The 18,617-nt window shown below is 61.1% G+C and carries 14 protein-coding genes; 10 read left to right on the top strand and 4 right to left on the bottom strand.

What is annotated here, in order from left to right:
- Positions 1–65: 65 nt before the first annotated feature.
- The 3 genes from LAN61_05545 to LAN61_05555 all read left to right on the top strand — a co-directional run bounded on the left by LAN61_05545 (position 66) and on the right by LAN61_05555 (position 2,519).
- Positions 66–1,217, top strand: coding sequence for a P1 family peptidase (locus LAN61_05545; GenBank protein ID MBZ5539969.1), 1,152 nt, complete (start codon positions 66–68; stop codon positions 1,215–1,217).
- A 137-nt stretch (positions 1,218–1,354) separates the two neighbouring features.
- Positions 1,355–1,810 carry a DNA methylase gene (locus tag LAN61_05550; GenBank protein MBZ5539970.1) on the top strand — a complete coding sequence of 152 codons (456 nt, stop codon included), beginning with the start codon at positions 1,355–1,357 and terminating at the stop codon, positions 1,808–1,810.
- Between the two features lie 244 nt (positions 1,811–2,054).
- A complete protein-coding gene (locus LAN61_05555; GenBank protein MBZ5539971.1) occupies positions 2,055–2,519 on the top strand; it encodes a hypothetical protein in 465 nt (154 codons plus the stop codon).
- A 94-nt stretch (positions 2,520–2,613) separates the two neighbouring features.
- Here the strand turns inward: LAN61_05555 and LAN61_05560 are convergent, their stop codons facing one another.
- Entirely contained in the window at positions 2,614–4,293 is a 1,680-nt protein-coding gene (locus LAN61_05560) for a hypothetical protein (protein MBZ5539972.1), read from the bottom strand.
- A 269-nt stretch (positions 4,294–4,562) separates the two neighbouring features.
- Here LAN61_05560 and LAN61_05565 point away from each other — a divergent pair, with 269 nt between their 5' ends.
- Entirely contained in the window at positions 4,563–5,165 is a 603-nt protein-coding gene (locus tag LAN61_05565) for a class I SAM-dependent methyltransferase (GenBank protein ID MBZ5539973.1), read from the top strand.
- 21 nt (positions 5,166–5,186) lie between these two features.
- On the opposite strand, the gene LAN61_05570 is transcribed toward LAN61_05565, so the two are convergent.
- Positions 5,187–6,248: an aldo/keto reductase gene (locus tag LAN61_05570; GenBank protein ID MBZ5539974.1), complete on the bottom strand. Its 1,062-nt coding sequence runs from the start codon at positions 6,246–6,248 to the stop codon at positions 5,187–5,189.
- An 892-nt stretch (positions 6,249–7,140) separates the two neighbouring features.
- Here LAN61_05570 and LAN61_05575 point away from each other — a divergent pair.
- From LAN61_05575 to LAN61_05600, 6 genes are all read left to right on the top strand, one after another.
- Positions 7,141–8,745, top strand: a complete 1,605-nt coding sequence (locus LAN61_05575) for a choice-of-anchor D domain-containing protein (GenBank protein ID MBZ5539975.1) — start codon at positions 7,141–7,143, stop codon at positions 8,743–8,745.
- 379 nt (positions 8,746–9,124) lie between these two features.
- Positions 9,125–10,144, top strand: coding sequence for a decarboxylating 6-phosphogluconate dehydrogenase (gnd, locus tag LAN61_05580; protein MBZ5539976.1), 1,020 nt, complete (start codon positions 9,125–9,127; stop codon positions 10,142–10,144).
- A 64-nt stretch (positions 10,145–10,208) separates the two neighbouring features.
- Positions 10,209–11,735, top strand: a complete 1,527-nt coding sequence (gene zwf / locus LAN61_05585; GenBank protein ID MBZ5539977.1) for a glucose-6-phosphate dehydrogenase — start codon at positions 10,209–10,211, stop codon at positions 11,733–11,735.
- A gap of 15 nt (positions 11,736–11,750) precedes the next feature.
- Positions 11,751–12,542 carry a 6-phosphogluconolactonase gene (pgl, locus tag LAN61_05590; GenBank protein MBZ5539978.1) on the top strand — a complete coding sequence of 264 codons (792 nt, stop codon included), beginning with the start codon at positions 11,751–11,753 and terminating at the stop codon, positions 12,540–12,542.
- Positions 12,543–12,595: 53 nt separating this feature from the next.
- Positions 12,596–14,989, top strand: coding sequence for a glucan 1,4-alpha-glucosidase (locus tag LAN61_05595; GenBank protein ID MBZ5539979.1), 2,394 nt, complete (start codon positions 12,596–12,598; stop codon positions 14,987–14,989).
- Between the two features lie 91 nt (positions 14,990–15,080).
- Positions 15,081–15,548, top strand: coding sequence for a MarR family transcriptional regulator (locus LAN61_05600; protein ID MBZ5539980.1), 468 nt, complete (start codon positions 15,081–15,083; stop codon positions 15,546–15,548).
- A 46-nt stretch (positions 15,549–15,594) separates the two neighbouring features.
- On the opposite strand, the gene LAN61_05605 is transcribed toward LAN61_05600, so the two are convergent.
- Together LAN61_05605 and LAN61_05610 are read right to left on the bottom strand one after the other, a co-directional pair.
- Positions 15,595–15,777 carry a hypothetical protein gene (locus LAN61_05605; protein MBZ5539981.1) on the bottom strand — a complete coding sequence of 61 codons (183 nt, stop codon included), beginning with the start codon at positions 15,775–15,777 and terminating at the stop codon, positions 15,595–15,597.
- The gene (locus tag LAN61_05610; GenBank protein MBZ5539982.1) at positions 15,747–18,572 is read right to left on the bottom strand and encodes a cation-translocating P-type ATPase; all 2,826 of its coding nucleotides are present in this window, start codon (positions 18,570–18,572) and stop codon (positions 15,747–15,749) included. Before LAN61_05610 ends, LAN61_05605 begins: the two co-directional genes overlap by 31 nt.
- Positions 18,573–18,617: the final 45 nt, after the last annotated feature.

Genomic DNA, 18,617 nt, shown 5'->3' on the forward strand with positions numbered 1-18,617 from the left:
TATTGGAAAGGGAATTCGCTGTTTCGGGAGAGGGCACCTTGGATACTTCGACGAATATCAAATGGATCGCACTCTGCGCCTCTACGTTCCTTCTGCTTCTGCCCGCACGCGCTGCGGCGCAGGCCAAACCCGCCGCCGAGCTGCGTCCCCGTGCCCGCGATCTGGGCATCCGCCCCGGCGTCCTCGATCCCGGCCCGCTCAACGCCATCACCGACGTGCCTGGCGTGCGCGTCGGCCAGGTGACCGTCACCGAGGGCGACAGCGTCCGCACCGGCGTCACTGCCATCCTCCCGCATCCCGGCAATCTCTTCCGCGAAAAAGTGGCTGCGGCGGTTTACGTCTACAACGCCTTCGGAAAACTAGTCGGCTCGACGCAGGTGCAGGAGCTCGGCCAGCTCGAAACGCCCATCCTTCTCACCAACACCCTCAGCGTCTGGGACGCCGCCGCGGCCATGACCAGCTGGATGCTCGCCCGCCCCGGCAACGAAGAGGTGCGCAGCATCAATCCCGTCGTTGGCGAAACCAACGACGGCTGGCTCAACGACATCCGCGGCCGCCACGTGAAGCCCGAACACGTCCGCCAGGCCCTTGAAAGCGCCCGCGACGGCGCAGTCGAGGAAGGCTCGGTTGGCGCCGGCGCGGGCACCATGGCCTTCGGCTGGAAGGGGGGCATCGGCACCAGTTCGCGCCGCATCGCGGCCGCAAAGAGCAGCTATACCGTCGGCGTGCTGGTGCAGACCAACTTCGGCGGCTCGTTCACCATCGACGGCGTCCCCGTCTGGCGCGAACTCCAGCCGCCGCAGGAGCGCGCGGCATTGCACCGCTCTTCAGAACAGCCCGCAAAGTCCGGCGATGGCTCCTGCATGATCGTCGTGGCCACCGACGCGCCCCTCGACGCCCGCCAGCTCCGTCGCCTCGCGGCCCGCGCCGTCTTCGGCATGGCCCGCGCCGGTTCTTCCGGCAGCAACGGCAGCGGCGACTTCGTTATCGCCTTCTCCACCACGAACCGCATCGCCACGGACGCTGTATCCCAGCCCATTACGCTTCTCCGCGACGACGACCTCTCCCCGCTCTTCGAAGCCGCCATCGAAGCCACCGAGGAAGCCATCGACAACTCCCTTCTCCGTGCCACCACAGTGCGCGGCCGCGATGGCCACACCGCCGAAGCTCTCCCCATCGCCAGAGTTCGCGAACTCCTACCCCGACACCCGCGGTAGCCTCGAAACGGGCTTCCGCGCGAGCCGTGTTTGTATTGCTCTGCGCCGTCCTTCATAATCCATTTAGAATGAGGAATTGCCTGGCCGAGCAGGGCGTTTCGTCGATCTTTCGGCAGGCTCCCGCATTCGCGCCGTTCATGAGCAAGCCAGCAACATCGGCCCGTGATTTGCGCATCGACCTGGCATCCAAGCGGGAGAGCGAGCTCTTCAAATGGTTTCTGGCGTGTCTGCTCTTCGGCAAACCAATTCAGGCGGAGATTGCCGGACAGGCCTGCCAGGCGCTTGTGGCTGCGGGATTGACCAGTCCCGGCGCGATTCTCCGCGCCGGTTGGGACAAACTTGTGTTCCTGCTGGATCAGGCGCACTACGTCCGGTACGACTTTTCCACGGCGACTAAACTTCTGGAGGTCTGCCGGGAGCTGCAGCGCCGTTACGGCACTCTGACCAATCTCCTGGCGCAGGCAAAGACCGCAGCGGATCTCTTGCACAAGCTGCAGGAGTTCAAGCACATCGGTCCGGTCACCGCGCGCATTTTCCTGCGCGAAGTCCGTCCCATCTGGTATCCGCGGTCCGCACCGCCCAGGAAGAAATAGACTTGACGGCCGCGGGACGTATCCGGCACGGCCCGGCTCAAGATCAATGTGAGTGGCACCTCGCGTATGGACTTCTCGGCTCTTCTCTGTTATCACTTTTCCCTGGCGGCGCGGCCTGCAGGAGTGGAGGGTGTCTCTTTCCGCGCGGAGTGAGCGCAGGAGTGAGGACCGTAACTTCCTCTCGACTGTTTTGCCCGAAGACGATCGAGGCTTCCTGTGCAGGAAGCCAAAATATGGAGGGTCCATGTTCGAGGCACCGAAGGAACAGCAGCAAGATAGTTCGAAATCGCTTTGGATCGGCGTGGCGGTGGTCGTAGCCGTCCTAGCCGGCGGAGCGCTGTTTTATATGTCCCAGCATGGCGGTAAGGCTCCGGCGGCCACGGCGCCCGTTGCGGCCACGGGCCCTGCCGATCCGGTGCACGATTTGAAGATCCAGCGCGCCACCATGGACAAGGATCCCACCGGAACCGTCGCCGTGTGGCTGGTGAGCATCGAAAACCGCTCCTCTTCCTATGCCTACAGCAATATCCAGTACGAGACGACTTACATCGGCGCCGACAGCAAGCCTATCCTGGTCAACCAGGGCACCATCCCCATCACGATCGGCCCCGGCGAAGAACTAAACCGCGAAGTTCGCGACGCCCTCTACCCCAACGGCACCGCTTGGTTCAAGTTCAAGATTACTGGCGCGAAAGCCACCGCGCAGTAGTAGACCGACTCCGCTTCCCAACGCAGGTGCAAGGATTGCGGGATGGCCGCAAACCTCCGGAACCTGCTCTCGGTACCGGCAGGCAGCCCATCATCTATTCGTGCGTTCCAGGATAGACACTGAGCCGCGCACCGGAAGCTCCCGGTTCCACCAGCCAGACGTGGCGGCCCCGGAAATAGTTCAGCAGCGGCTCGATCGCCACACCGGGAATCTCCCGCGCCCATACCACCCGGGCCTGATCGATCTCCGCATGGTTGTAAACCCACTCGCCCCCGCTGCTCTCCGGCGAATAGCGCACGATGGCCAGGTGCTGCCCGGGAAGAGCCTCGAGCTGGGCCTCGATCCGTGCCCGGGCCCAGTTGCCCGGCGTTCCCCAGACTCCCGCTGGCGCGACCAGCGAGCTGGCCCGCGGATTGCTCCTTGCCTCGCCGACGTACACTAGATTCATGGCCACCGCAAAAAGCACCAGAACCCGCGTCACCCCAATCCCCGCCGGCTGGCCGCGGAATTTCCATAGGCGCACGTGCCGCAGAGCCAGGATCACCAGCGCAAACAGAGTGGCGGTTAATGGCGCCGCATAGTGTGGTTCAAACCAGACGATCGTCATCATGCCCGCGAAACAGAAGAGAAACTGCCACACCAGGAAGCGGTATTTTCGCTCCTGCAGCAGCCACGGCAGCGCCAGGAACGGGATGCACAGTTCCGGCCACAGGAAAAAATAGCCGAACTTCGCCACGCGCCACTGCACCGCGAACCGCATCCGTGACCAGTATTCCCGCGCCCACTGATTGTAGAAATAGTCCATCTGCGGGTTCTCGTAATGGCGGGGAGCCTGCAAGCTCTGCCACGCAAACGGGGGCGTGCTCATATATGTGCGCTCGTTCAGCACATACGGGAAGAGAAGCGGGTTGCCTGTGCCCCGCCAGTTGTAATAGCCGAGGAACGCGCCCGTCAGGAACAGCACCGCGCACAGCGGCAGCACAACTCGTGCCAGCACGGCACGCCCAGTCGCGGTTCCTCGCCGTGACAACTGCACCGCCAGGAACACTGCGGCGGGAAGACACAGGAGAAGTCCTTCCAACGGACGGCTGTTGGCAAGGATGGCTGCGCCCACTCCCAACAGCAAGGCATCGCCGATGCGCAGCCGCCGCACAATTCGCGGCAGGGCCCCCATCACCAGCGCTCCCCCTGCAGCCGGGACCGCTCCTCCCCAGTAGCTGTTTATCCAGTAGCTGAAGATTCCCAGCCGCAGGAATACCAGCACCGCACCGAGAAAAGCCCATCGCGCCGGCATCCATCCTTGCAGCATCCACAGCAGCGCTCCGCACATCAACGCCACGCTCAGCACCACGCCAATCCACGGATGCCCGCACAATTGCCCCACCGCCAGCAGCGCGCCCTGCGCCGGCGGGTATTTCGACATGTACGTCGGCTGCTGGTTCACATGAAACGTATCGAAAAATCTCCACATCGCGTGTGGGGGATTGCTCAGCCGCCCGTGCGCGAACGTATCTCCGGCCAGCAGGTAGCTAAATTCGTCGTGCACCGCGGGGACGGGCGCAGGGCTGACGCTGAGAAGGCTGATCCGTACCAGCGGCACCGCAAGTACAATCGCGAGAATCGCCAGTCCTTTTCTCCGGGCCAGGTTTGCCCCTATTCTCTCGATCGCGCGCAGCGTGCGCCCGCCGAAATCCGGGACCCAGCAGGCTGCTGCGAGGCAGCCCAGCAAGGCCAGGTCAAGCACCAGATCGAGTCGAGAGAAATAACGAAACATTCTTTTTGTTCGTTCCCCGGGAGCTGCAGAACTGCAACATCAGATCGCGGTGGAAAATCTGCGTTGGAATGTGGTATCACCAATTCCGTCTGAATGCCAGATGTTCATGGTGGTTTGACGGCGGCCTTCCTGATGCCCATACTGACTTTTCTCGATTTCCTTTTCGCAGCAGCGAGTCCACCGGATAGGGAACAGACAGTTGCTTGCGTCCGGGGGCACATACACAGGTGACAGCGATCGACGGCAAAGCCAGCAGTTTTTTCACGCACTTGGCGGGCAGGATTCACTCGCGCCTGATTTTTGACCGGCGCAGAAACGTTCTGGCGCGGCGACTCGCCGCCCTACTTCCCCCCGGCAGCCGTCTTCTGGATGTGGGCTGCGGCGACGGTTCTCTGGGGGCGCTGCTCCGCAGCCTGGTCCCCGGCTTGCACGTGGAGGGCGTCGAAGTCCATGCTCGCCCGGACTGCGCCGTTCCTTTCCAGCTCTTCGACGGCCGGCATCTGCCTTTTCCCGACAACTCTTTCGACGTCTGCCTTTTCGTCGATGTTCTTCATCATTCGCCGGCGCCGGTCACCATCCTGCAGGATGCCTGCCGGGTCAGCCGCAAATTCGTTCTCATCAAGGACCATCTTTCGGAATCTCGCTTCGACGACTGGACCCTGCGCCTTATGGATTGGGTGGGGAATGCGCCCCACGGCGTGTCCCTCCCCTATAACTACTTCTCGCGCGCGCAGTGGGACGGCGCCTTTCACCAGTCCTCCCTAGTGCCGGGTTCCACGCAGACGCACCTGGATCTTTACCCGCCCCCTCTTTCCTGGCTCTTCGGCAGAGGCTTGCACTTCATTTCACTTTTGGAAAAGAAAGACGGGTAGCGGCGCGCAGCGCCGCCCGTTCTACGCCCACCGGCGGAAAAAGAGCGCCTGCCGCGCAATCGCCTCGGTCCTCTCCGCCAGTGCCGCGAGCTGCTGCTCGCTCAGCGGCGTGAACTCGCGCGCCAGTTTCACGTTTTCTTCCAGCTGCGCTACGCTATCGCACCCGATGATTACCGTGCTTACCGGCAGCGAAAGAACGTAGTACAGCGCTTCCTTCATCGTCAGCGTCCCAGGCCCCTTGGCCGGGCCCTCGAAGGGCGAGTACCCGCCCGGGTGCGGCTTCCACGCGGTCAGGATGCGCCCCCGCGCCGGTATCTTCATGCCGATAATGCCCATCTTCCTGTCCACGGCCATGGGCAGGAGTTTCTCCATAAAGCTGAGGTGGTGTTTGTCCGCGGCGTTTAGCGCCAGCAGGATCTGGTCGAAAGGGAAGCGGCGCAAGCATTCCATCAGCAGCTCCGGGTCCGTGTGCCCCGTCACGCCCAGGTAGCGCACCAGCTTCTGTTCGCGCGCCTGTTGTAGCGCCTCGATCGCCCCGCCCTTCGCGAAAATACGGTCTACATCGTCCTGCGTGGTCACGTGGTGCAGTTGCCAGGCGTCGAGGTGATCGGTGTTCAGCAGTTTCAGCGATTCTTCCAGCAGCCGCAACGACCCGTCGCGCGTGCGCTCGTGCGTCTTGCTGGCCAGATATGTCTGGTTGCGCCGCCGCTTCATCACCTGCCCGATGTAGCGCTGGCTCCAGCGTTCGCTGCCGCCGTACTGCGCGGCCGTGTCGATGTAGTTCACGCCCAGGTCCAGTGCGCGCTCCACGATGGCTACGGCCGTCTCTTCGTTGTGCGGCTCCTCGATCGCCGCCTGCCCACCCAGGCTGAAAATTCCCGTGCGGTAGCCCGTACGTCCCAGGTTGCGTGTGGGCATGGCCTCCGCCGTAGCCGGGTTGTCGGGAAATGCCGGCGGCGCCGGTGCCGCGCTTGCCCCCTTGTCCAGAAGTCCCTGCGCAACAATGCCCGCGGTCACCGCCCCGCTTTTTTTGAGGAAATCCCGCCGCGATGATCCAGTTTTTTCTTCGGAGTTGTCTTGCATGACGGACCTCCAGCCAGCACAACGAGGAAGAAGTAACGCGCCCGGAAAAATTCAAGCCCTGACCCTCTCCTGCGCAGGAATCCCGGGGCACTGTGCACAGGATAAGACGTGTCGGTATGCGTTGCAAATGCAATATGCATGATTCCCTGCGCCCGGCCCATGCGACCCCATCTAAACGGGCAGCCGCTGCAGGATCCGCTACCGTCCTGAGAGGGCCGCGGGCCGTTGCAACGACAGTTTCGAGCACCTCTGCGCCCGCGCGTCCGGAACGGCATGCTCGCTCGGTTGGATGCAGCGGACCGATACGCCGACAGGGGGCATGGGGAAGTTTTCGATAGACTGTTTTCACGCTGGGAGTGTAGCATCGTGCTATGAAGTGCACCGTCGCGGGCTGTTCGCAAGAAGCGCCTCGGCAATGTGTCGAGTGCTCCCGATACTTCTGCGACAATCACATTGAGATATGCAGCTGGTGCCAGGCATTCGTGTGCTTAGAGTGCCGGGACGAGCACGATTCCAATAATCCTCTGCACGAGGAAGGCGCGCCGGGCTCCTGAGCGCAAGCGTTAGCGGACGTAAGTTTCTCCCCCTTTGCTCCCCAAAGCGTTAGGCGAGTCCGCCCGGTCAGCTCGCGGATGACCAGGGGATTTCCCGACGATTATCGGTTTACGCCCCCAAAGTTCTAGCGAACAAAATTCAGAAGATTTTCTCTCACGCCCGCTGGTACACAATCCCTATCCGGTCAAGTCCCTACACCAAAACTGGACTTCAGACCAGTAGTTTGAAATCGGTGGATTGCATATCCTGACCACAGAAATGTAGAGAGCACTGAACCCCACGCCCCCGGCCCCTTGTGGTTCCGCTCCTAGTTCGAATCCGAAAGATAAGGAAGCGCATGCACAAAAAGGGATTGGTGTGTTCCGGAGTTTTGATTTTCCTGATGGGTTGCGGTCTTTTTGCTTCGCCGGCAGTGGCGGGCGTCGGAGTCAGTCCCTCTTCCTGGAATTTCGGCTCAGTAACTGTCAATTCCTTGAGCTCCCCGGCTGTCCTCGTACTGACCAACAACGGAAATCGAAACGTATCGATCCAGCAAGTCTCGAGCACCCTCGCGCAATTCATCGTGGCAGGCCCGTCTCTGCCGCTCACTCTGCAGGGCAAGCAAAGCGTTTCCTTCCAAGTGTTCTTTCAGCCAAATGCGGCGACTTTGTTTTCCGCAAACATTGTCTTCACGATGGGCCGTCGCTCTGGCGGCACACTGGCGGTGCCAGTCACCGGGACGGGTGTCGCTTTGACTGCCTCCTCCGGGACGTCGAGCCCGACCTATTTGCTTACGCCAAGTGCGAGCAGTCTGAGTTTCGGGAATATCCTCGTCGGTAACTCCGCTTCTCAAACCGTCACATTGACAAACACCGGAAACTCCAGCGTGAGCATTTCGCAGATTAGCGTGAGTGGGACCGGCTTCGCCGTTAGCGGAGCCACCCCGCCCGTTACCCTGTCGGCCGGCCAGAGCGTTTCGCTGCTTGTCGGATTTTCTCCCAGCCTGGCGGGGGCCTCGACCGGAAGTGTGACCGTCGTGAGCAATGCGAGCAACTCGCCTGCAACGATCTCGCTAGCCGGCACCGGTGTGCAGCCCCAGATCTCCGTTGTCCCCACAAGCGTTGATTTCGGCAATGTCACGGTCGGCATGACCAACACGCAATCAGTAACCGTGAGCAATCCCGGCAGCGCCAATCTGAGCATCACGCAAGCGACGGTTAGCGGCACCGGCTTCGCGTTGAGCGGAGTAACTTTGCCCCTTACACTGGTGCCGGGCAGTTCCGCTGTTTTGACCGTGAGCTTCACGCCGGCTTCGGCCAGCAGCACCACGGGTGCTTTAACGCTGGTCAGTAATGCGCCGAATTCGCCTCTCAGTGTCATGCTTTCCGGCACGGGCGTGTCCCAGGTTCTGCAGCTTTCGGCGAGTCCGACTGCGTTGAGTTTTGGCAGCGTCACCATCGGCAGCAGCGGAACGCAAACTGTAACGGTCACAAATACAGGAAACTCCGCGGTGACCGTCTCTCAGATCAGCGTGGCCGGCACAGGCTTCAGCTACAGTGGCCTTGCGCTGCCCATCACTCTCTCTGCCGGACAGTCAACAAGCTTCAACGTGACATTTGCCCCGGCCACGTCCGGCAGCCTGACCGGTACGGCCACTGTAGTCAGCAACGCGACCAATTCACCCACAACGATCCCGCTCTCTGGTTCGGGCGCCGCTCTAGCGACCCATTCGGTCAATCTTTCCTGGTCGGCTGGCACGTATTCCGTGGTGGGCTTCAATATTTACCGCGGCACGCAGGCAGGCGGGCCATACACTAGACTGAACTCCAGTCTGGAGACCTCCATGACCTATTCGGACACGAATGTCCTCTCGGGGCTGACCTACTACTATGTGACCACGGACGTGGATTCCTCCGGGGTCGAGAGTCTCTATTCAAACGAAGCCTTCGCAACAATTCCGTAATCGCAGTACTCGGAGAAAGTTGGCCGGCCAGTTCCACCTGCGGTGGAGCTGGCCGGGATAGGACGGCTGTCTGCGGGCAGCCGTGAGGTGGGCTTGACGCTGACAACAGCACGAAAGTTACCTGCACGCGGTTCCTGGCGCCGCGCGCCAGCGCTCCTTGGCCGATATATCGTAATACGATAGACGGTCCTCGGTGTCTTCCCGCACCGGACATCGCGTTTCCCCCCGTTTGCATCTCATAAAAACGAGCGTTCCCTCTATGGCTTGCGCTGGCCGGGTGAGGAGTATAGCTTGAGCGGGTAGAAAAACCGGGCTACCGGAAGTCGTGCGCTTCGGAGCCCGCAAGCCTTCGTATTTCCGGGAAGGAGCTTTCTCTCACATGCAGCTTGGAATGATAGGTCTCGGCCGGATGGGCTCGAACATGGTGCGGCGTCTGACCCGCGGCGGTCATCAGTGCGCAGTCTTTGACCGCAACGCGGACGCAGTCCGACAGCTTGCCGGTGCTGGCGTCAGAGGCGCAAACTCGCTCGACGAATTTGTAAAGGCACTCAACGCCCCGCGCGCTATCTGGCTGATGGTTCCTGCAGCAGCCGTGGACGCCACGATCGCCGAACTTGCGCCCAGGCTGCAGAAGGGCGATCTGCTCATCGACGGCGGCAACTCCTATTACATCGATGATATCCGTCGTGCGAAGGAGCTCTCCGCAAGAGGCATTCACTACGTGGATGTCGGCACGAGCGGCGGCGTCTGGGGACTCGAGCGCGGTTATTGCCAGATGATCGGCGGCGAAGCCGGCATCGTGCAGCATCTCGACCCTATCTTCAGGACGCTGGCCCCCGGCCGCGGCGACCTGCCGCGCACACCAAGCCGCCAAAAGGACAGCGGCACGGCGGAAGAGGGCTATCTGCACTGCGGACCCTGGGGGGCGGGCCACTTCGTCAAGATGGTCCACAACGGCATCGAATACGGATTGATGGCCGCTTATGCCGAAGGCCTGAACATCCTCAAGCACGCCAACGCCGGCAAGCAGTCGAACGCCTCGGATGCGGAGACGGCTCCGCTGCGCAATCCCGGGCACTTCCAATACGACTTCAATCTCGCGGACATCACGGAGGTCTGGCGTCGAGGCAGCGTCGTGGCCTCCTGGCTGCTGGATCTGACGGCCGCCTCCCTCTTCGAGCAGCCGGCGCTCGATGGCTTCTCCGGCCGCGTCTCGGATTCCGGGGAGGGTCGCTGGACGATTCTTGCCGCGATCGAATCCGCGACGCCCGCGCCTGTGCTCAGTGCCGCGGTCTACCAGCGCTTCGCCTCGCGCGGCGAGGACGATTTTGCCGGGAAGGTTCTCTCGGCCATGCGCTTTCAGTTTGGCGGCCACATCGAAAAGCCATCCGGAGACTAAGGTCAGCGAGGACCCCGTGGACTCGAATCCCGTGAACAACAACGATCATGCCGCTCCCTGCGTCATGGTAATTTTTGGCGCCTCCGGCGACCTCACGAAGCGCAAGCTCCTCCCGGCGCTCTACAATCTCGCGCAGCAAGGGCTCCTTTCGAAGCAGTTCGCCATCATCGGATTCGCCGTCGACGATTTCACGACGGAATCTTTCCGCAAGACGCTCTCCGAAGAGATTCCGCGCTTTGCGTCCGCGCCGCTCGAAGCCAAGCTCTGGAACTGGTTTCTCGAGCGCATCTATTACGTTCGGGGAGACTTCCAGGATGCGGCCGACTACCAGAGTCTTCGTGCACAGATCGCGGAAGCGGACAAGCTCCACAGCGCGCAGGGCAACCGCTTCTTCTATCTGGCCGTCGCCCCGCGGTTCATCTCTCCGATTGTTCGGGAACTTGGGGCGGCCGGCCTTGCGCAGGAAGAAAATAGCCGCTGGACGCGGGTCATCGTCGAAAAGCCTTTTGGCCATGACCTGGATTCCGCCATACGGCTCAATCGCGAACTGAAGGAGGTCCTTCAGGAAAAGCAGATTTACCGTATTGATCACTACCTGGGCAAAGAGACCGTTCAGAATCTGCTGATCTTCCGCTTTTCGAACAGCATCATCGAACCGCTCTGGAACCGCAACTATGTGGACCACGTCCAGATCACCACCGCCGAAACCGTGGGCGTTGAACACCGCGGCGGTTACTATGAGACCGCCGGGGCGCTACGCGACATGGTGCCCAATCACCTCTTCCAGCTCCTGACCCTGACCGCCATGGAGCCGCCCATCTCCTTCGCCGCGGACGAGGTGCGCAACAAACAATCCGATGTTCTGCACGCCATCCAGCCGTTCCGTCCGCAAGATGTGCCCACTGCCGCCGTGCGCGGCCAGTACGGCGTAGGCATGATCGCCGGCGAGCGTGCCGCGGACTACCGGAGCGAACCGAACGTCTCGCCGGATTCGAACACCGAGACTTTCGTCGCGCTCCAGCTCATGATCGACAACTGGCGCTGGGCTGGCGTGCCCTTCTACCTGCGCACCGGGAAGCGCCTCGCTCGCCGCGTCACGGAGATCGCCATCCAGTTCCGGCGGACTCCGTTCGTGCTCTTCCGCAACACGGGAGTTCGGGATCTCGATGTGAATCGCCTGCTTATTCACATCCAGCCGGAGGAAGGCATCTCGCTCAGCCTCAGCGCCAAAATACCCGGCGCGGTGATGCGCATCGGACAAGTGAACATGGATTTCGACTACGCCACCTATTTCGGTTGCGAGCACAGCACCGGATACGAGCGCCTGTTGCACGATTGCATGGCCGGAGACGCCACGCTGTTCCGCAGCGCGGACATGGTCGAGGCCGGCTGGAGCGTGGTCCAGCCCATTCTCGATGCCTGGAGGGCGCAGCCGGCCGGCGCCTTTCCCAACTATGCGGCGGGCTCCTGGGGTCCGGACGCGGCGGAGGACCTCCTCCAGCGTGAACAGCGCGCATGGAGACGTATCGGCGAAGAGGAATTGGACCGCCGGGGCCCTCTGCCTGTTTCCGAAAAAGTCTCTGGCGCCTAGGGGGAAACGCAGCACATGAAGGGCATCCTTCGAATTCTGGAAAGCACGGACGCACTCTGCGAAGCCGCCGCGGTGGAGTTTCTGTCAGCGGTGGCGGATGCCGTGCGGGAACACGGATCGTTCCGCGTCGCGCTGGCCGGCGGCTCCACCCCGAGGGGCCTCTACGCGATGCTCGCAACCGATCCGCAACTTCGCGCCCGGATTCCCTGGGACAAGCTGTATTTCTTTTTTAGCGACGAGCGGCACGTTCCCCCGGACCATCCCGATAGCAATTTCCGCATGGCGCAAGAGGCCATGCTTTCCAAAGTCTCTCTTGCGCCGCAGCAGGCGGCCCGCATCAAGGGCGAATACCCCGATGCCCGGCAGGCCGCGGGCGAGTACGAGCAAACACTGCGCGATTTCTTCCACCTTGCCGCAGGACAACTGCCGCGCTTCGACCTGGTGCTTCTCGGCATGGGACCAGATGGACACACCGCCTCCCTCTTTCCCGGCACGAGAGCACTGCGGGAAGGGAAGCGCCTGGTCGTCTCGAACTGGGTGGAGAAGCTCGGTACCGACCGGATCACCATGACTGTACCGGTCCTGAACAACGCCGTGCGCATCCTCTTCCTCGTGCAGGGCGAGGAAAAGGCCTCCGCGCTCAAAGCCGTCTTGGACGGCCCCCGCAATCCCGGACACCTTCCGGCACAGCTCATTCATCCAGCAAATGGTCAATTGCTGTGGCTGGTGGACAAGGCGGCCGCCCGCCTTCTCTCCCCTGCCGCACAGCAAACTGCACCGGTCCTGTCAGGAAAGCAAAAGCCATAGGTGTCTAAGAGAAATGAATCCAGCCTAAGGTTTCGGTGTCAGGGAGGCGCAGTTTGATCCCAGGGAACAGAGGAGAAGCTTTCGGACGACCCGGCATCGAGCCCCGGTGGACTCATGGCGGAAAAGACGGTGTGGGAACCGCATACGCTTCCTCCAGCCGGATCTGGTTTACCTTCTGGAATGGCATCGTGACCGAGGTTTACTATCCCACGGTAGATCGCCCGCAACTTAGGGACCTTCAGTATCTGATCACCGATGGGGAAAGCTTCTTCCATGAGGAAAAGCGGCATCTGCAATCCGAGCTCGTGCGTCTTTCCGATCATACTTTGGGTTACCGCAGCACGAACCGCGATCCCGACGGCCGCTACGCCATCGAAAAAGAGATCATCGCCGAGCCTCACTTTGCCTGCATTCTTCAGCGCACGCGGCTCACCGGAGACGAATCCTTTCTTTCCAAGCTGCGGCTTTATGCTCTCTGTGCGCCTCATCTGGAAGTTGGTGGGTGGGGGAACAACGGCTACGTGGTCGAGGCAGACGGCCGGAAGATCCTCATGGCGGAGAAACAAGGAAGATGGCTGGCCCTCGCCGCTACGGTACCCTTTTCCCGCCTTTCGTGCGGCTATGTAGGCCGGAGCGATGGCTGGACGGACCTGGCTGACAATTTCCAGATGGACTGGGAGTTCGACCAAGCCACCGGCGGCAACATCGCCCTTACGGGCGAACTAGACCTGAGCGGTCGCCGCGAGTTCACCCTGGGACTGGCCCTTGGTGATACCAAGCACCATGCGATTACAACTCTTCTGCAGGCACTGGCAGTGCCCTTCCAAGAGCACCATAAGCGATACACCGATCAGTGGGATCGCGCTTGCGCGAACATCCTCCCCTTGGGCAAGGTTTCCGGCGATGAGGGCAATCTGTATCACTGCAGTTTCAGCCTGCTCCTCGCTCACGAGGACAAGTCCTATCCGGGCGCCTTTATCGCTTCGCTCTCCATCCCCTGGGGCGAAGCAAAAAGTGACGATGACCAGGGCGGATATCATCTGGTCTGGACTCGCGATCTGGTCAACAGCGCTTCCGCCATGCTCGCTGCCGGGAATACGATCACCCCCCTGCGAGCGTTGATCTATCTGGCTGCCTCTCAGCAGGAAGATGGAGGCTTCTCGCAGAACTTCTGGATCGACGGGGAGCCCTATTGGAAGGGAATCCAACTAGATGAAGTGGCTTTTCCGATCCTGCTCGCGTGGCAGCTCCGGCGGCGGGACGCCCTTCAGGATTTCGATCCCTACCCGCTGGTCCTCCGGGCCGCTGGCTACCTGGTCCGGCACGGACCTGTCACTCAGCAGGAACGCTGGGAGGAAGTAAGCGGATATTCGCCTTCCACGCTGGCATCCAACATTGCTGGCCTCGTCGGTGCGGCATGGTTTGTCCGCCAACGAGGCGATGAGGCAACGGCCACATTCCTGGAGGAATACGCTGACTTTCTGGAAGCGCACCTCGAAGCCTGGACGGTCACAACAAAGAGCTCACTTGTCCCGGGAATCCCCCGGCACTATATACGGATCTTGCCCGAGGATGCCGGTAACCCAATTCCGGTGGAAGGGCCGGATTCGCAATTCGTTCAAATCAAAAACCTTCCTCCGGGCGCACCAAATTTATTCCCCGCAAAGGACATCGTTGACGCCGGGTTCCTTGAGCTGGTTCGTTATGGAATCAGAAGGTTCGATGATCCGCTTATCGTAGATTCGCTCAAAGTCGTTGATGCCGTGCTGAAAGTCGAGACGCCCTCGGGTCCTTGCTGGCGCCGCTACAACCACGATGGCTACGGCCAGCGAGAAGACGGAAGCTCATTCGACGAATGGGGCAAAGGCAGGGCGTGGCCGCTCCTGACGGGAGAACGCGCTCACTACGAATTTTCTGCTGGACGGGACGTAAAGCCGTTTATCCGGGCCATAGAAAGTTTCGCCTCGGCCACTGGTCTCTTGCCTGAACAGGTGTGGGACCAACCCGACCGCCCGGAAGCCTATATGTTTCTCGGCCAGCCGACGGGTTCGGCCATGCCCCTGATGTGGGCTCATGCCGAGTATATCAAGTTGCTTCGCTCGGTTTCCGATGGACAAGTATTTGATCTGCTCCCTGACGTCGCAAGCCGCTACAGCACAAACCGCAAAAAACGCCGGTTGCTCGAAATCTGGAAGCGTAGCCGGCAGGTGCGCAGCGTGAAGCGAGGTGCCACCCTCCGCATTCAGCTTCCAGCCCCATTCCGGGTCCGTTGGTCGGATGACGACTGGCAAACCGCGAACGATGCCCCCTCTTCCACTACGTCTCTAGGGATTGATTTCGCGGACATCCCCATTCTCTCTGCCCGGCGGGCACCGATTCGCTTTACCTTCTTCTGGCCAGGGGAAAACCGCTGGGAGGGTCAAGACTATGCGGTAGCTGTCGAATGATCCGATGTAGATCGGCGCCGCCACGAAGCCCGCTGTCACGCAGGTTGTCTTTTCGCTGGCAACGTATATCGTAATACGATATAGTGATGATGTGGGGAAGACTGTAGAAAACGGGCAGTACCAGGCGCTCGCCGAGTTCCGCTACCGCATTCGCCAGTTTCTGCGCGGAAGCGATGCTGCTGCGGAAGAGGCGGGGCTCGAGCCGCGGCAGTATCAAATGCTTCTGGCAATCCGCGGGCTCGCCCCGGGGCAGGCGGCCACCATCCGCACCCTCGCCGAACAGCTTTTCCTGCGGCACCATAGCGCGGTCGAATTGATCGACCGCCTGGAAGCCAAGGGATACATTGTCCGTGCCCGCAGCAGTGAGGACCGCCGCCAGGTGCTGGTCTCCCTGCTCCCGCGCGGGGAACGCCTGCTTGAACATGTCGCCCGGTTGCGTTTCGAAGAGCTGCGCTCGTCCGGACTCATCCTGGTCAAGGCGCTCACGGCTCTGCTGGAGAGCAGTGGAAAAATACAGCGGGTGAAGAAACGCGCTCGAAAGCACAAAGTCAGCCGCTGATCGGCGGTCAATCCCCTCACACAATCCCGTTAGCATACCGGGCTCCTCAGGAACGGGCGAACAGGAAAAAGAGGTTGCTGCATACAGGATCAGCAGAAGCGTGCCGGACCATCAGTCCTGCCAGCGGCTCGCGAACAGAGCCAGCCCAAAAACCGGCAATCGCCTGAAAAACCAGGCTGCCAGCGCGAACATTTCTCATCACTCCTTTTTGCTGATGCGCATCAGCCACTTTTCCAGCTCCACGGCCCAAAAAACGGCGGCACAGGCGGTCACTGCGATACCCACATCTCGGGGGGAAAGCGATGTGGTCTTGAAGACCCCCTGCAAAAACGGCACGTAAACCAGGGCCAGTTGAAGCAGTACTGTCACAGTGATCGCGCCCAGCAAAGGCTTGTTTGAAAATAGGCCGATTCGGAACAGCGAGCTGCGTTCCGATCGAATCGCAAGAATATGCGCCATTTGCGACAGGGTCAGCGTGGTGAAAAGCATCGTCTGCCATTTTGCATCGTGCGCATGCCAATACCAGTAGCCTGTGCCCAGCGAAAGAAACGCCATCAGCAAGCCTACCCACATCACGTGCCGCCCCAGGCCACGCGCAAATATGCTCTCATTTGGGCGGTGAGGCGGCCGGCGCATCGTGCCGGATTCCGCGGGCTCCACTCCCAGCGCGAGTGCGGGCAGGCCGTCGGTCACCAGGTTCATCCACAGGATCTGCAGCGGCAGCAATGGCAACGGCATTCCGAGAAAGGGCGTGAGCAGCATGGTCCAGATCTCTCCGGAGTTGGTTGCCAGAATGTACCGGATGAATTTGCGGACGTTGTCATAAATGACTCGCCCTTCTTCTACCGCCGCAACGATCGTGGCGAAATTGTCATCCAGCAGAACCATGTCGGCGGCTTCTTTGGTGACGTCCGTGCCGCTCAGTCCCATGGCGACCCCAATGTCCGCTTTCTTGAGCGCCGGTGCGTCGTTCACTCCGTCTCCGGTCATCGCCACGATGTGGCCCAGCCGTTGCAGACTTTCAACGATCTTCAGTTTGTGCGCCGGAGAAACTCTTGCGTAGAGTGCCGCCGATTCAGCCGCGTGCTCCAATTCGCTAGCAGAAATGCTTTCCAGCTCCGCCCCTGTGAGACTTTTCCCATTCCCAAGGATGCTCAGCTGTCCGGCGATGTATTGCGCCGTCAGCGGGTGGTCTCCGGTGATCATCACTGCACGAATCCCCGCAGCCTTGCACGTGGACACTGCGGCCTTTGCCTCCGGCCTCGGCGGGTCAATCATGCCGATGATCCCAACATAGGTGAGCTTCCGCTCTGTCGTTTTCTCGTCGCCCGCGGCCGGCGCCGACTCCAAACAGCGAAATGCGACGCCGAGAACCCGCATGCCATTCCTCGCGAGATTCTCGTTCGCGGCTATAAGACGATCGCGCCATTCCGGTGTTAGCGGCTCCTTCTCTCCGTTGACCCACACTGTCGTGCACACCTGCAGAAGTGCCTCCACACCTCCCTTCGTAAACGCAAGATACGCAGGCTGCTCCCTTTCGACAGCGATCCTGATTTCTGCGGGAATCCTGGTGGAATCTGAAGGAACGCGGTGAACCGTGGTCATCCGCTTTCGTTCCGATGCAAAAGGGACCTCCGCTATGCGCGGTAATATCCGCTCCAAGTCCAGCTTCGATAATCCGAAACGCGCTGCAGCCACGAGCAATGCAACTTCGGTAGGATCACCCAGAGATGTCGGTGAATTACCTTCGCCTCCCGTGGACTGCATCATGGCGTCATTGCAGAGTGCGCTGCCGGCCAGCAGCAGGCCCAATCCAGATTGGGCGAAGCCCGCAACCTTGTTGTTTCCATCGCTGATTGGCAAAAGGGAAAGGTCCAGCTCGGCGCCAGCGGTTTGCAGAATTACGGCGGTCATCCGATTTTCAGTGAGCGTTCCTGTCTTGTCCGAGCAGATGACGGTTACCGATCCCAGCGTCTCAACCGCTGTCAGCCTGCGGATGAGCACTCTTCGCTTGAGCATCCGCTGTGTGCCCAGAGTCAAAGCGATGGTCACGACGGCAGGCAGTCCTTCGGGAACCGCGGCAACGCCGATGCTCACCGCAGTCAAAAACATGAGCTTCAGCCCCTCCCCGCGGAGCAACCCGAGGAGAAAGATCATCCCCACCAGCATCAGCGCGGTTGCCGCCAATCCCTTTCCGAGTTGCGCGAGACGCCGTTGCAGCGGGGTCGGTTCCCGCTCGACGCTCTGGATCATTCTGGCGATCCGTCCCAGTTCCGTACGCATGCCCGTCTCTGTGACCACCGCCTGTCCGCGCCCTGAGGTGATGAACGTGCCCATGTAGGCCATGTTCCGCCGGTCCCCTAACGGCAGGTCTGGCTCCTCGAGCGCCCCGGAAATCTTCCGGACCGGCTGTGACTCGCCGGTCAGCGTGGCCTCTTGCGCTTGGAGATCTGCGCTCTCGATCACGCGGCAATCGGCGGCCACTAGACTTCCGGCTTCAAGCAGAACGATATCCCCCGGCACTACATGAATGGCCGGGATCTCCCGGACTTCTCCTCCATTTCGCCGAGTCCTCACGGAAGGCACGGCCAGTTTTTTCAGCGCAGCCATGGCCTGTTCCGCGCGGTACTCCTGCGTGAAACCCAGGATGGTGTTAAGAACCACGATCACGATGATGGCGATGGCGTCCTTATAATCCGCGAGCAGCGCGGACACCGCGGCCGCGACGATTAGAATCACCACCATCAGCGCCGTCAGCTGTTCCCCCAAAATCAGCCACCAGCTCTTGATCCCGCTTCCCACCAGATCGTTGCTCCCGTGTTCCGCGAGCCGGCGCGCGGATTCCGCATCGTTCAGTCCCGCGGCTGGGTCGACTCCGAGCTCCTGCAACACTTTCTGGAAATCCAGTTGATGCCAGTTGATAGGCTCCGGTGACAGGCTGGATTCCCGCACTGCTTTGGGCGGGGCGTGCCTTTGCGCGTCAGTTGAATCCGATTTGTTGCGGGACGGCGGGATGGTTGCCATGGTCGTGACTGCCCAGCTGGGAACTGTTCTCAGGGTTACGCAAGA

The sequence above is a fragment of the Terriglobia bacterium genome, assembly GCA_020072785.1.
Taxonomy (GTDB): domain Bacteria; phylum Acidobacteriota; class Terriglobia; order Acidiferrales; family UBA7541; genus Acidiferrum.